Raw genomic sequence first — 13531 nt, 5'->3', positions numbered from 1 at the left:
AACCCCTAGCCGAAGAAGTTTCGTACGTGCTCCAGACCGTCCACCAGGGCGTCGACCTCGGCGGGCGTGGAGTACAGATAGAAAGACGCCCGCGTGGTCGCGGGAATTCCGTAGCGCAGGCAGACCGGTCGCGCGCAGTGGTGGCCGACGCGGACCGCGATGCCCTCCTCGTCGAGGACCTGACCCACGTCGTGCGGGTGGATGTCGCCGAGCGTGAAGGAGATCGCCGCCCCGCGGTCCTCGGCCGTGGTGGGGCCGATGATCCGCAGGTCGGGCACCTCCAGGAGGCGCTGGACCGCGTACTCCGTGATCGCGTGCTCATGCGCGGCGATCTTGTCCATGCCGATCGACGACAGGTAGTCCACGGCCGCGCCCAGGCCCACGGCCTGCGCGATCGGGGGCGTGCCCGCCTCGAACTTGTGCGGCGCCGGAGCGTAGGTGGAGGAGTGCATCGAGACCGTCTCGATCATCTCGCCGCCGCCCAGGAACGGCGGCAGGTCCTCCAGGAGCTCCTGGCGGCCCCACAGGACGCCGATGCCGGTCGGGCCGCACATCTTGTGGCCGGTGAAGGCCACGAAGTCGGCCTGCAGCGCCTGCACGTCCAGCGGCATGTGCGGGGCGGCCTGCGAGGCGTCGATGCAGACCAGCGCGCCGACCTGCTGCGCACGGCGGACGATCGCCTCGACCGGGTTGTGGGTGCCGAGCAGGTTGGAGACCAGCGTGAAGGAGACGATCTTCGTCTTCTCGGTGATGATCTCGTTGATGTTCGACAGGTCGAGCCGGCCGTCGTCGGTCAGGCCGAACCACTTCAGCTTCGCGCCGGTGCGCTGCGAGAGCAGCTGCCACGGCACGATGTTGGAGTGGTGCTCCATCTCCGTGATGACGATCTCGGTCTCGCTGTCCACGCGGTAGGGCTCGTCGGCCCAACCCAGCATGTTGGCAACGAGGTTGAGCGACTCCGAGGCGTTCTTGGTGAAGATGACCTCGTCGCGGCTCGGCGCGTTGATGAACCGGGCGACCTTGTCGCGGGCGCCCTCGTACAGCGCCGTGGCCTCCTCGGCGACCAGGTACACGCCGCGGTGCACATTGGCGTTGTGCTGCTCGTAGTACTCGTTGAGCGCGTCGAGCACCTGGCGCGGCTTCTGCGAAGTCGCGGCGCTGTCGAGGTAGACGATCTTCTTCCCGTCGTGGACCACACGGTCCAGCAAGGGGAAGTCCTTGCGGATCGCCTCGTCCAGGAGAGCGGACTCGGTGAGGAGGCCCGGCAGCTGTGTCACTCGGAAGCGCCACCCTTCGTGTACGACGCGTAGCCCTCGGACTCAAGCTTGTCGGCGAGCTCGGCGCCGCCGGACTCGACGATGCGGCCGGCCGAGAAGACGTGGACGTAGTCGGGCTTGATGTAGCGCAGGATGCGCGTGTAGTGGGTCACCAGGAGGGTGCCGACCTCGCCGTTCTCACGGACGCGGTTGATGCCCTCGGAGACCTGGCGCAGCGCGTCGACGTCGAGGCCGGAGTCGGTCTCGTCGAGGATCGCGATCTTCGGCTTGAGGAGCTCCAGCTGGAGGATCTCGTGGCGCTTCTTCTCACCGCCGGAGAAGCCCTCGTTGACGTTGCGCTCGGCGAAGGCCGGGTCCATCTGGAGCTGCTCCATCGCGGACTTGACCTCCTTCACCCAGGTGCGCAGCTTGGGCGCCTCGCCGCGGATCGCGGTGGCCGAGGTGCGCAGGAAGTTGGACACCGAGACACCGGGGACCTCGACCGGGTACTGCATGGCGAGGAACACGCCGGCGCGGGCGCGCTCGTCGACGGACATCTCCAGGACGTCCTCGCCGTCGAGCGTGACGGTGCCGCTGGTGATCGTGTACTTGGGGTGCCCGGCCAGCGAGTACGCCAGGGTGGACTTGCCGGAGCCGTTGGGGCCCATGATGGCGTGGGTCTCGCCCTGCTTCACGGTCAGGTCGACGCCCTTGAGGATCTCCTTCGTACCGTTCTCGGTGTCGACGGAGACGTGCAGGTCGCGGATTTCAAGCGTTGCCATGGGGAACTCAGGACTCCTGGGTGACGGAGACGAGCACATCGTCCCCTTGGATCTGTACGGGGTATACGGGCACGGGGCGCGTCGCGGGGAGGCCGGACGGCTTGCCGGTGCGGAGGTCGAAGCTGGAGCCGTGCAGCCAGCACTCGATGGCGCAGTCCTCGACCTCGCCCTCCGAGAGCGACACGTTCGCGTGCGAGCAGATGTCGTTGATCGCGAACACCTCGCCCTCGGTCTTGACGAGGGACACCGGCGTGCCGTCGATCTCCACCCGCTTGGGGGTGTCGCTCTCCAGCTCGCTCAGCGCACAGGCTTTGACGAAGGCCATCAGACGGAAGCCTCCAGCTCCGTCTCGATCTTGGCGAGCAGCCGCTCCTCGACGTCCGGCAGACCGATCTGCTGGACGAGCTCCGCGAAGAAGCCCCGGACGACCAGGCGCCGGGCCTCGGACGCCGGGATGCCGCGCGACATCAGGTAGAAGAGCTGCTCGTCGTCGAAGCGGCCGGTGGCGGACGCGTGACCGGCGCCGGCGATCTCGCCGGTCTCGATCTCCAGGTTCGGCACCGAGTCGACCCGGGCGCCGTCGGTCAGAACCAGGTTGCGGTTCATCTCGTAGGTGTCCGTGCCCTCGGCCGCGGCCTGGATGAGGACGTCACCGATCCACACGGCGTGCGCGTCGTCGCCCTGGAGGGCGCCCTTGTACACGGCGTTGGACTTGCAGTGCGGGGTGTTGTGGTCGACCAGGAGGCGGTGCTCCTGGTGCTGGCCCTTGTCGGTGAAGTACAGGCCGAAGAGCTCGGCCTCGCCGCCGGTGCCCGCGTAGGCGACCCGCGGGTGCAGCCGCACCAGGTCGCCGCCGAAGGTGACCACGAAGGACTTGAAGGTCGCGTCGCGGCCGATCAGCGCGTTGTGCTGGGCGACGTGGACGGCCTTGTCGTCCCAGTCCTGGACGGAGACGACGGTCAGCTTGGCGCCGTCACCGAGGAGGTAGTCGACGTTGGCGGCGAGCAGCGCGTCGCCGGTGTGGTCGATGACCACGACGGCCTCGGCGAACGCGCCGAGCTCGACGACCTGGTGGCCGTAGGCCACACCGCCCTCGCCGTGCACGGCGATCCGGATCGGCTCGGTGAGCACGGTGTCCTTGGGGACGGTCACGACGGAGGCCTTGTCGAAGGACGAGTACGCCTGGGCCGCGACGCGGTCCGCCGGCGTGCCGGCCCTGCCGAGCCGGGCGTCGTCGCGCCCGACGGTCTCGACGAGGACGCCCTCGGGCGCCTCGACGACGACCTTCACACCGTCACCGGTGGCGACCGCGGTGCCGTCGTGCAGCCCGCGCAGCCGCTCCAGCGGCGTGAACCGCCACTCCTCCTCGCGACCGTGCGGGACCGGGAAGTCACCGACGTCGAAGGACGGGGGGGCGCTCATGCGGGTGGCGACGGTCGACTCGGCGGCCACCGCGATGGATCCGGCCGTGGTCGAACCGACCGGGATGTTCTGGGCCTCAGCCATGGCTGTCGTAGTGCTCTCTTCCTGAATCAGAATCTGCTCAACTGCCGGACGGGGGACGGTCGTTATCCGACCGAGCCCTCCATCTGCAGCTCGATCAGCCGGTTGAGCTCAAGGGCGTACTCCATCGGGAGCTCCTTGGCGATCGGCTCGACGAAGCCGCGCACGATCATCGCCATCGCCTCGAACTCGGTCAGACCGCGGCTCATCAGGTAGAAGAGCTGGTCCTCGGAGACCTTGGAGACGGTCGCCTCGTGGCCCATGGACACGTCGTCCTCGCGGACGTCCACGTAGGGGTAGGTGTCCGAGCGGGAGATCGTGTCGACGAGCAGCGCGTCGCAGAGCACGTTCGACTTGGAGCCGTGGGCGCCCTCGCCGATCTCGACGAGACCGCGGTAGGAGGTGCGGCCGCCGCCTCGCGCCACCGACTTGGAGACGATGTTGGAGGAGGTGTTCGGCGCCATGTGGACCATCTTGGAGCCGGCGTCCTGGTGCTGGCCCTCGCCCGCGAAGGCGATGGAGAGTGTCTCGCCCTTGGCGTGCTCGCCCATCAGGTAGACGGCCGGGTACTTCATCGTCACCTTGGAGCCGATGTTGCCGTCGACCCACTCCATGGTCGCGCCCTCGTACGCCACGGCGCGCTTGGTGACCAGGTTGTAGACGTTGTTCGACCAGTTCTGGATGGTCGTGTAGCGGCAGCGGCCGCCCTTCTTGACGACGATCTCGACCACGGCGCTGTGCAGCGAGTCCGAGGAGTAGATCGGGGCGGTGCAGCCCTCGACGTAGTGGACGTACGCGTCCTCGTCGACGATGATCAGCGTCCGCTCGAACTGGCCCATGTTCTCCGTGTTGATGCGGAAGTAGGCCTGGAGCGGGATGTCGACGTGGACGCCCTTGGGTACGTAGATGAACGAACCGCCCGACCACACGGCCGAGTTGAGCGAAGCGAACTTGTTGTCGCCGACCGGGATGACGGTGCCGAAGTACTCCTGGAAGAGCTCGGGGTGCTCCTTCAGGGCGGTGTCGGTGTCGAGGAAGATGACGCCCTGCTCCTCCAGGTCCTCACGGATCTGGTGGTAGACGACCTCGGACTCGTACTGGGCCGCGACACCGGCCACCAGGCGCTGCTTCTCCGCTTCGGGGATGCCGAGCTTGTCGTACGTGTTCTTGATGTCCTCGGGCAGGTCCTCCCAGGACTCCGCCTGCTTCTCCGTGGAGCGCACGAAGTACTTGATGTTGTCGAAGTCGATGCCCGAGAGGTCCGAGCCCCAGTTCGGCATGGGCTTCTTGTCGAACAGGCGCAGGCCCTTGAGGCGCAGCTTCAGCATCCACTCCGGCTCGGACTTCTTCTGCGAGATGTCGCGAACGACAGCCTCGGAGAGACCGCGCTTGGCAGCGGCGCCGGCCGCGTCGGAGTCGGCCCAGCCGAATTCGTACGTACCCAGGCCCTCAAGTTCGGGGTGGGCAGTCTCCGTGGGGAGCGTCATGCGGGGTTCCTCCCGGCTGTGCTTGCAGATGCTTGCTGATGTGTGGTCTGTGGTGGCGCGCCGTGCGGGATGAACGTGGTGCAGACGCCGTCGCCGTGGGCGATCGTCGCCAGGCGCTGCACATGCGTTCCCAGGAGGCGGGAGAAGAACTCCGTCTCCGCCTCGCACAGCTGCGGGTACCGCTCGGCGGCGTGGGCGACCGGGCAGTGGTGCTGGCACAGCTGCTCGCCCCGCTGCGGCTGGGGCGCGCTGCGCGCCGTAGCAGCGTACCCGTCGGCGCTCAGGGCCTTGGCCAGGGCTTGGGCCCGCTCTTCAGGCTGTACGGCCTCGATCGCGTCCCGGTACGTCCCGGCTTGAGCTTCGATGCGGGCCCGCGCGAACGCGGCGACGGCCTCTTCGCCGGCCGCGCCGCCGCCCGCGGACTGCTCGATCCAGTGCAGGGCGTCGACGGCGAGCTTGTCGTAGGACTGCTCGAAGGCGTCCCGGCCGCAGTCGGTGAGCGCGAAGACCTTGGCCGGACGGCCCCGGGTGCGCGCCCCGTAGACGCGCTGTTCACGCGGCACGACGACCTCGTCGGCCACCAGCGCGTCGAGGTGGCGGCGGACGGCGGCCTGGGTGAGGCCGAGGCGGTTCGCCAGGTCCAGCGCGGTCGAGGGCCCGTGGTCCAGGATCGACCGCGCGACCCGGTTGCGGGTGGACCGCTCACCGGTCGCGAGTTCCTCCTGGGGAGCCTCGCCGATGTTTTTCACAACGCCATTGTTGCGTAATTCCTCAGAGCCTGACAACCCACGTAGCGATCAACGGCCGGTGCGGTGCATCACTTAGGCAAACCTAAGCTGACCTGCGGAAACGATCTTTGATCGATCAGAACGCCCTCGTCTTCCCGTAATGCGCTGGCCCCCTGAACGGGCCTCCGGCACACTCGTCTGCTATGCCCACACCCCCTGTGACCGGCCCTTTGTGCACCCGTGACTCGCTCGTCGTCGATCTTCGCGCGCTGGGGGTGCGGACCGGTGAGACGCTCCTCGTGCACTCTTCACTGAAGTCGCTCGGCTGGGTCCCCGGCGGGGCCGTCACGGTCGTCCAGGCTTTTCTCGACACATTGGGCGAAACGGGCACACTCGTGGTCCCCGCGCACTGCGGCGACAATTCCGACCCCGCGCGCTGGGGACGGCCCCCGGTGCCCGAGGAGTGGTGGGAGACGATCCGGGCCACGATCCCCGCGTACGACCCGCGGATCACGCCGAGCCGGGGCGTCGGGGTGATTCCCGAGACCGTGCGCACTTGGCCGGGGGCCCTGCGCAGCGCCCATCCGCAGACATCCTTCGCCGCGATCGGCCCGGGCGCGTCGCGGATCGCCGAGGGCCACGCCGTCGACTGCATGCTCGGCGAGCGCAGCCCCCTGGCCCGCTTGGAGGAGAGCGGGGCCCGCGTGCTGCTCCTCGGCGTGGGCTACGACTCCTGTACGTCCTTCCACCTCGCGGAGTACCGGGTGCCGGGGCCGGTGGCGGACGTGTCGTTCGCGATGAGCACCCCGCGGGGCCGGCAGTGGGTCACGGTGCGGGACACCGACGTCGACAGCGACCGCTTCGACGAGCTGGGCGCGGACTTCGAGCGGGACCGGGACAAGGTCGTCGTGCGCGGCACGGTCGGCGGGGCGCGCTGCCGCCTGTTCCCGGTGGCGGACGCGGTCGCCTACGCCGAGCGCTGGCTGCCCGTGCACCGGCCGTACGAGGAGTGAGCGGGCCGGGCCGGTACGAGCCGTACGAGGAGTGAGCGGGCCCGGTCCGTACGAGCAGTGGTGCCGGCCGGGCCCGTTGCGCGCGGTGGCGCCGGCCGGGCTCAGGCCCGGCGGGCCCCGCTGGTGAACCAGTACGTCCCGGCCACCAGCACCCCGCCCCCGACGATGTTGCCCGGCACGGTGAACGCCAGGTTCCGCAGCAGTTCCCCGAAGGAGGCGCTGCCCTCGAAGACGCCGAGGCTGAACAGGGCCATGTTCGCCACGCAGTGCTCGAAGCCCACCGCCACGAACACCAGCACCGGCAGCCACAGCACGAAGACCTTGGCGCCGTCGCCCCTGGCCCGCGAGAACATCCAGATGCCGAGGCAGACCAGCATGTTGCAGAGCACCGCCCGCCAGAAGAGCTGGCCGCCGTCCAGGGCGTTCTTCGCGTCCAGCATCTCGGTGAGCATCGCGCGGGCCGAGCCGGACGAGGTGACCCCGGAGGCGTGGACCATCGCTCCGAAGGCCAGCGCGCCGGCCAGGTTCCCGGCCAGGGAGAGGACCCAGCTCGCCACCAGGTCGCGCGGCCCGGTGCGCCCCGAGAGGGTGCCCATCAGCATCACCATCACATTGGACGTGAACAGCTGGGCCCCGGCGAACATCACGATCGTCAGGGCGATCGGGAAGACCGCCCCTTCGAGCAGCCTGGTCGCCGCCGAGTGCGCGGCGACGAACGGCGAGATCGCGACGAGCAGCAACACCTCGCCGACCCCGATATAGGCGCCGGCCAGCATCGCGGAGACGAAGTAGCGCGGCGGATTCCCCAGGTCGTGCGCCTTGTGGGCGGCCTGACCCGAGGTCTGTTCGACGTTCTCCGCGAGGGTTATCACCCTTCGACGCTACGGTCCTCGAACGGCCTCGACCGTCCGAAAAGGTCACCATCGCGAGGACCCGGGCCCCCGCGCCGGAGGGACCTTGGACCCGGCCTAGACTTGCCGGTCATGAAGAGCGAGCCCGCCCTCCCGTCTCCCGGCCACCGCCCCTCAGGGAGACCCAGCGGGTCGCATCCCGTCGTCGAGGTCAGCGGCCTGGTCAAGCGGTACGGGCCCAAAACCGCCGTGGACGGCCTCGACCTCACGGTCGGCGCAGGCACCGTGACGGCCGTCCTCGGACCCAACGGCGCCGGCAAGACCACCACCATCGAGACCTGCGAGGGCTACCGCCGGCCCGACGCGGGCACCGTCCGCGTCCTCGGCCTCGACCCGGTCGCCGACGCCGCGCGGCTCAAGCCCCGCATCGGCGTGATGCTGCAGTCCGGCGGCGTCTACTCCGGCGCCCGCGCCGACGAGATGCTGCGCCACATGGCGAAGCTGCACGCCCACCCGCTGGACGTGCCCGCCCTCATCGAGCGCCTGGGTCTCGGCAGTTGCGGGCGTACGACCTACCGCAGGCTCTCCGGCGGCCAGCAGCAGCGCCTCGCGCTCGCGATGGCCGTCGTCGGCCGGCCCGAACTGGTCTTCCTGGACGAGCCGACCGCCGGCCTCGACCCGCAGGCCCGCCGAGCCACCTGGGACCTGGTGCGCGAACTGCGCGCCGACGGCGTCTCGGTGGTCCTCACCACGCACTTCATGGACGAGGCCGAGGCCCTCGCGGACGACGTGGCCATCGTCGACGCCGGCAAGGTCGTCGCCCAGGGCTCCCCCGAGCAGCTGTGCAGGGGCGGCGCCGAGAACACCCTGCGCTTCACCGGACGTCCGGGACTCGACCTCGGCTCGCTCCTCAAGGCCCTGCCGGACGGCACCGCGGCGGCCGAACTGACCCCGGGCGCCTACCGCATCACCGGCACCATCGACCCCCAGCTGCTCGCCACGGTCACCACCTGGTGCGCCCAGCACGGCGTGATGCCGGACGGCATCTCGGTCGAACGCCACACGCTTGAGGACGTCTTTCTGGAGCTCACGGGCAAGGAGCTGCGCGCATGATCCGGGTCCACACCGACACCGCGACCGGCCGGGGGTCCGGGGGTTGTCCCCCGGGAGAACACGGCCTGGAGCTCACGGGCAGGGAGTTGCGCGCATGATCCGGGTCCACACCGACACCGCGACCGGCCGGGGGTCCGGGGGTTGTCCCCCGGGAGAACACAGCCTGGAACTCACGGGCAAGGAGCTGCGCGCATGAGCGCTGGTACGTACGCACCGAAGCCGGGGGCGGCCCCGCTCGGGCGGATGATCGGGGCGCAGACCGCCCTGGAGACGCGGATGCTGCTGCGCAACGGGGAGCAGCTGCTGCTCACCGTGATCATCCCGAGCCTGCTGCTCGTGCTGTTCTCCACCGTCGACATCATCGACACCGGCCGGGGGAAGTCCGTCGACTTCCTGGCGCCGGGCATCCTGGCGCTCGCCGTGATGTCGACCGCGTTCACCGGCCAGGCCATCGCGACCGGCTTCGAGCGGCGGTACGGGGTGCTCAAGCGGCTCGGGGCCTCGCCGCTGCCGCGCTGGGCGCTGATGACGTCCAAGACGCTGGCCGTGCTCGTCACCGAGGTGCTCCAGGTCGTCCTGCTCACCGTGATCGCCTTCGCGCTCGGCTGGTCCCCGCACGGCAACCCGTTCGCGGTGCTGCTCCTGCTCGTGCTGGGCACCGCCGCGTTCTCGGGGCTCGGGCTGCTCATGGCCGGCACCCTGAAGGCAGAGGCGACGCTGGCCGCGGCGAACCTGGTGTTCCTGCTGCTGCTCGTGGCCGGCGGGGTCATCGTGCCGATGGACAAGTTCCCCGGCGGCGTCCGGTCCGTACTGGACCTGCTGCCCATCTCGGCCCTCTCCGCGGGGCTGCGCGACGTGCTCCAGGACGGCGCTTCGATGCCGTGGGGCAACCTCGCGATCCTCGCGGTGTGGGCGGTGCTCGGCCTCGGCAGCGCGGCGAAGTTCTTCCGCTGGGAGTGAGCAGCGAGCCGGCCCGGGAGTGACCTTCGTCCCGGTCCGGCCGGGTAGGCCCCCCTCGTGAAAACATGCACAAACAGGCGCCTACGATAGGGCCCATGCCGAAATGGACCCGGGCCGATCTGGCCGAGGCGGCGCGCAATCCGCTCGCCTACATCGCCGAGCGCTGGACGCCCACGCAGCGGACCGTGGAACGCGCCGCGCTCATCGCCGTCGTCATGGCCGTCGTCATCGTGGTGACCGGCGGCGCCGTCCGGCTCACCGGCTCCGGGCTCGGCTGCCCGACCTGGCCCCGGTGCACCGACCAGAGCCTGACGCCGACCGACGCGATGGGCTTCCACGGCGTCATCGAATTCGGCAACCGCATGCTGACGTACGTGCTGTGCGCGGCGGTCGGCTGGGCGATCATCGCGGCCCGCGCCGCCAAGCCCATGCGGCGCTCGGTGACCCGGCTCGGCTGGGCCCAGTTCTGGATCGTCATGGGCAACGCGGTGCTCGGCGGCATCGTCGTCCTGGTCGGCCTCAACCCGTACACGGTGGCCGCGCACTTCCTGCTCTCCACCGCGCTGCTCGCGGTCGCGGTGCTGACCTGGCAGCGCGCCCGTGAGGGCGACGGCGCCCCAAGGCCCTTGGTGGGCAAGGCAGTTGTGCAGCTGACCTGGCTCCTGGTGGCCGCCGCGGGCACGCTGATCGCGGTCGGCACCGTCGTCACCGGCGCCGGCCGGCACGCGGGCGACACCAGCGAGGTCTACCGCATTCCGCTCGACTGGACGATGATCACGCAGCTGCACGCGGACCTCGCCTGGGTCGTGGTGGCCCTCGCCGTCGCGCTGTGGTTCGTCCTGAAGGCCGTCGACGCCCCGGCCGGGCCGCGCGCCCGCGCCCGTGACCTGTTCCTGGTCCTGATGGGCCAGGGCGTGATCGGCTACGTCCAGTACTTCACCAAGACGCCCGAGGTCCTGGTCGGCCTGCACATGTTCGGCTCGTGCCTGGTGTGGATCGCCGTGCTGCGCGTCCTGCTCGCGCTGCGCGAGCGCCCCGACGCCACCGCCGAGCTCCCGGCCCCGGCGGACTCCGCCCTAGCGAGCGCCTGACAGGCCGTAGACGCGGCGGGCGTTGCCCGCCGCGATCATCCCGGCGACCCGCTGCGCGTCCGCGCGCGACCAGGCGCCGTCCCCCACCCAGCCGCCGAGCACCCGGGCGAGCGCCTGCGAGAAGAGCCGCGCGCCCACCACGTGCAGCTCGGGCAGCCCGCGCGCCCCGCTGGAGTAGAGCAGCTTCCCGAACGGGGCCAGCTCCAGGATTTCGGCGAGCACGGCCGCGGCCCGCGCCCCCGTCCGCACCAGGGCTGGCCCCACGTCCGCGTACACATGCGGGTGGACGCTGGCCAGATGGGCGGTCTGGCGGTGGTACGGATAGCCGTGCAGCAGGACCAGATCGGTGCCGAGCCCGGCCGTCGCGGTCGCGAATCCGGCGAGCAGCATCGGGTCGGCCATCCCCACCTGGAGCTGGAGCGGCCGCCCGGCCGCGACCGCGCTCCACAGCAGATGGCGCAGGAGTACCGGGTCCTCGATGCGGCCGTGCTTGCGCCGGCCCGCCAGCCACCGCCCGGCCGCCCCGCGCACCTCCCCCGGCCCCGGCGGCTCCGGGTCGAGCCCCTCGCGCACGCCCGCCACCGAGGCGAAGGCGACGGCGGAGTGGGCCGCGGTGTGCACGGCCTCGGCGAGGTTGGCGAGAAAGGACTCGACGGTCCCCGAGGTGTCGGCGACCTGCTCGGCGAGGAGTTCGAGGCGGACGATCTCGTGGGCGTCGGCGGCGCCGGCCGCGGCGATCTCGTGCGGGGCGGTGAGGTCACCGGGCAGTCCGGTGTCCACCAGATAGGTGGAGATCCCGGAACCCCTCAACAGGCGCCTGCCCGACTCCAGTACGCCGAGTTCACGACGGCGGGCCAGATAGCGGGCCGGCGGGCAGTGCGGCTCCAGGCCGAGCAGCGGGGGGCACCAGCGGCGTACCGCGAAGCCGGTCTGGGTGTCGAAGAACGTGGTGCCGGGCGCGGGCAGGGTTCCGGTGCGGCCGAGCGCCGTCTCGAAGGTGCCGAGTCCGAGCTCGGTGCGCAGCACGCCGTGGCAGTACTGGTCCACCAGCATCGGGGTGTCGATCATCCGGGGCTCCCTGCGGTGGAGGTGCTGGTACCCCTCCTAACGGGTGAGCCCCGGATCGGTGTTGCTCGCCGGCCGCTCAGCTGTTCTTCGGACCGCCGAGCTGGATGCCGGCCATGCGGCTCCACTCGTACGGGCCGGTCTTCACCTTGGCCGCGAACTCCCCGTCGAACTCCTCGTGGACGGTGACCCCGGACTTCTCGACGGCGCTCGTGGCCACGGCGTGGCTCGGGGCCACCAGGTCGCCCCAGCCGCCGTCCTCGCCGACCAGGACGATCCGTGCGCCCTTCTCGCCGATGTACGCGATCTGGGCCTCCGCGCCGCCGTGCTCCTTGGCGAAGGAGCCGATCTGCCGGGCCAGCCGGTCCGCGCGCTTCCCGTCCCGGGCGGCCTGCTTCTCGTCGGCCTGGGTGTCTGCGTCAACCTGGGTGTCTGCCATGCCGCGATGCTACTAGCGGGTAGCCCCGGGAGCGACAAGAGGGGCCAGTGGCTTGCGCCACGGCCCCTCAGGGGTGCGATCGGCTGCGGTCAGCGCAGGAACGGGTCCACCGCGACGGCGACGAAGAGCAGCGACACATAGGTGATCGACCAGTGGAACAGCCGCATCTCCTTCAGCTTGGTGCCGGTCGCCTCGTGCTTGGCGCGGTTCTGCAGCGCATGCGCCTCCCACAGCCACCAGCCGCCGGAGACCAGGGCCACCGCGGTGTAGAACCAGCCGGTATAGCCGAGCGGGGTGAGCAGCAGCGAGACCGCGACCATCACCCAGCTGTAGAGGACGATCTGACGGGCCACGACCTTGTTGGAGGCGACCACCGGCAGCATCGGCACCCCGACCCGGGCGTAGTCCTCCTTGACCTTCATGGACAGCGGCCAGTAGTGCGGCGGCGTCCAGAAGAACATGACGAGGAACAGGATGATCGGCGCCCAGGACATCGAGTCGGTCACCGAGGACCAGCCGATGAGCACCGGCAGACAGCCCGCGATGCCGCCCCAGACGATGTTCTGCGAGGTCCGGCGCTTGAGGATCATCGTGTACACGACGACGTAGAAGAGCAGCGCACCGAGCGAGAGGGCCGCCGACAGCCAGTTGACCAGGAGGCCGAACCACAGCGTCGAGATCACGGCCAGCGAGATGCCGAACACCAGGCACTCGCGCGGCGACACCATGCCGGTCACCAGCGGGCGCTGCGACGTGCGGTCCATCAGCGCGTCGATGTCCCGGTCGATGAACATGTTCAGGGCGTTTGCGCCGCCCGCCGAGAGGTATCCGCCCAGTGTGGTCGCGAAGACCAGCCACAGCGGAGGAACGCCCTGCTCGGCCAGGAACATCACCGGAATGGTGGTGATGAGAAGCAGTTCGATGATTCGTGGCTTGGTCAGCGCCACAAAGGCCTTGACGCGGGCCCCGAATGGCCGATGGCCCCCCGGGCTGGGAGTCAAGACGACCCCTGCGGGTCGGGACTCGACGGCCGTCACGCACACCCCTGACAGAGAAAATTTCCCAGCAAGTCCCCGGTGATCCGGGCCGTTCCCGGACGTGAAGGCCCGGTAAAGACTTGCGCGTACCACGCCACTGTAGACGTTGCCCATACGCCGCCATCCCCGGGGGTGGGGTCGTGTTGGGGGTGGTTCGCCGGGAGGCGGATTTCGCCGGTCCCCGGCACCCTGGAGGTGTCCGTCTC

General features: G+C 70.1%; 14 protein-coding genes. 4 read left to right on the top strand and 10 right to left on the bottom strand.

Translation table 11 applies throughout. The features are described from left to right. Positions 1-5 precede the first annotated feature (5 nt). The 6 genes from IE267_RS06850 to IE267_RS06825 form a co-directional block, all read right to left on the bottom strand. Positions 6-1277: a cysteine desulfurase gene (locus tag IE267_RS06850; RefSeq protein WP_161247499.1), complete on the bottom strand. Its 1272-nt coding sequence runs from the start codon at positions 1275-1277 to the stop codon at positions 6-8. Next, positions 1274-2038, bottom strand: a complete 765-nt coding sequence (sufC, locus tag IE267_RS06845; RefSeq protein WP_161247497.1) for a Fe-S cluster assembly ATPase SufC — start codon at positions 2036-2038, stop codon at positions 1274-1276. Before sufC ends, IE267_RS06850 begins: the two co-directional genes overlap by 4 nt. Positions 2039-2045: 7 nt before the next feature. Next, positions 2046-2363, bottom strand: a complete 318-nt coding sequence (locus IE267_RS06840) for a bifunctional 3-phenylpropionate/cinnamic acid dioxygenase ferredoxin subunit (protein ID WP_100574415.1) — start codon at positions 2361-2363, stop codon at positions 2046-2048. After that, positions 2363-3544, bottom strand: a complete 1182-nt coding sequence (sufD, locus tag IE267_RS06835) for a Fe-S cluster assembly protein SufD (protein WP_189762417.1) — start codon at positions 3542-3544, stop codon at positions 2363-2365. Before sufD ends, IE267_RS06840 begins: the two co-directional genes overlap by 1 nt. Positions 3545-3606: 62 nt before the next feature. Then, entirely contained in the window at positions 3607-5028 is a 1422-nt protein-coding gene (gene sufB, locus IE267_RS06830; RefSeq protein ID WP_161247493.1) for a Fe-S cluster assembly protein SufB, read from the bottom strand. Then, complete coding sequence (locus IE267_RS06825) at positions 5025-5777, bottom strand: helix-turn-helix transcriptional regulator (protein WP_161247491.1); 753 nt, start codon at positions 5775-5777, stop codon at positions 5025-5027. Before IE267_RS06825 ends, sufB begins: the two co-directional genes overlap by 4 nt. Before the next feature lie 182 nt (positions 5778-5959). Here IE267_RS06825 and IE267_RS06820 point away from each other — a divergent pair, with 182 nt between their 5' ends. Further along, on the top strand, positions 5960-6769 hold the full coding sequence (locus IE267_RS06820; RefSeq protein WP_189762416.1) for an AAC(3) family N-acetyltransferase: 810 nt from the start codon (positions 5960-5962) through the stop codon (positions 6767-6769). Positions 6770-6870: 101 nt separating this feature from the next. Here the strand turns inward: IE267_RS06820 and IE267_RS06815 are convergent, their stop codons facing one another. Further along, positions 6871-7641 (bottom strand): formate/nitrite transporter family protein, encoded by a 771-nt coding sequence (locus IE267_RS06815; protein WP_189762415.1) that lies wholly within the window; start codon positions 7639-7641, stop codon positions 6871-6873. Positions 7642-7752: 111 nt separating this feature from the next. Between IE267_RS06815 and IE267_RS06810 the strand changes: the two genes are divergently transcribed. The 3 genes from IE267_RS06810 (at position 7753) to IE267_RS06800 (ending at position 10784) form a co-directional block, all read left to right on the top strand. Continuing rightward, the gene (locus IE267_RS06810; RefSeq protein ID WP_189762414.1) at positions 7753-8733 is read left to right on the top strand and encodes an ABC transporter ATP-binding protein; all 981 of its coding nucleotides are present in this window, start codon (positions 7753-7755) and stop codon (positions 8731-8733) included. 192 nt (positions 8734-8925) lie between these two features. Beyond that, a complete protein-coding gene (locus IE267_RS06805; RefSeq protein WP_189762413.1) occupies positions 8926-9693 on the top strand; it encodes an ABC transporter permease in 768 nt (255 codons plus the stop codon). Between the two features lie 95 nt (positions 9694-9788). Beyond that, positions 9789-10784 (top strand): COX15/CtaA family protein, encoded by a 996-nt coding sequence (locus tag IE267_RS06800; protein WP_373304478.1) that lies wholly within the window; start codon positions 9789-9791, stop codon positions 10782-10784. On the opposite strand, the gene IE267_RS06795 is transcribed toward IE267_RS06800, so the two are convergent. The 3 genes from IE267_RS06795 to IE267_RS06785 all read right to left on the bottom strand — a co-directional run bounded on the left by IE267_RS06795 (position 10770) and on the right by IE267_RS06785 (position 13331). Continuing rightward, positions 10770-11852 carry an amidohydrolase family protein gene (locus IE267_RS06795; RefSeq protein ID WP_189762412.1) on the bottom strand — a complete coding sequence of 361 codons (1083 nt, stop codon included), beginning with the start codon at positions 11850-11852 and terminating at the stop codon, positions 10770-10772. The two genes, IE267_RS06800 and IE267_RS06795, sit on opposite strands and share 15 nt — an antisense overlap. Before the next feature lie 76 nt (positions 11853-11928). Then, positions 11929-12288, bottom strand: a complete 360-nt coding sequence (locus tag IE267_RS06790; protein WP_189762411.1) for a hypothetical protein — start codon at positions 12286-12288, stop codon at positions 11929-11931. An 89-nt stretch (positions 12289-12377) separates the two neighbouring features. Continuing rightward, entirely contained in the window at positions 12378-13331 is a 954-nt protein-coding gene (locus tag IE267_RS06785) for a heme o synthase (protein WP_161247480.1), read from the bottom strand. Positions 13332-13531: the final 200 nt, after the last annotated feature.

Origin of the sequence: Streptomyces xanthochromogenes (assembly GCF_014650455.1) — a bacterium.
GTDB classification, from domain to species: domain Bacteria; phylum Actinomycetota; class Actinomycetes; order Streptomycetales; family Streptomycetaceae; genus Streptomyces; species Streptomyces xanthochromogenes.
This window is presented reverse-complemented; position numbering and strand designations above follow the sequence as displayed.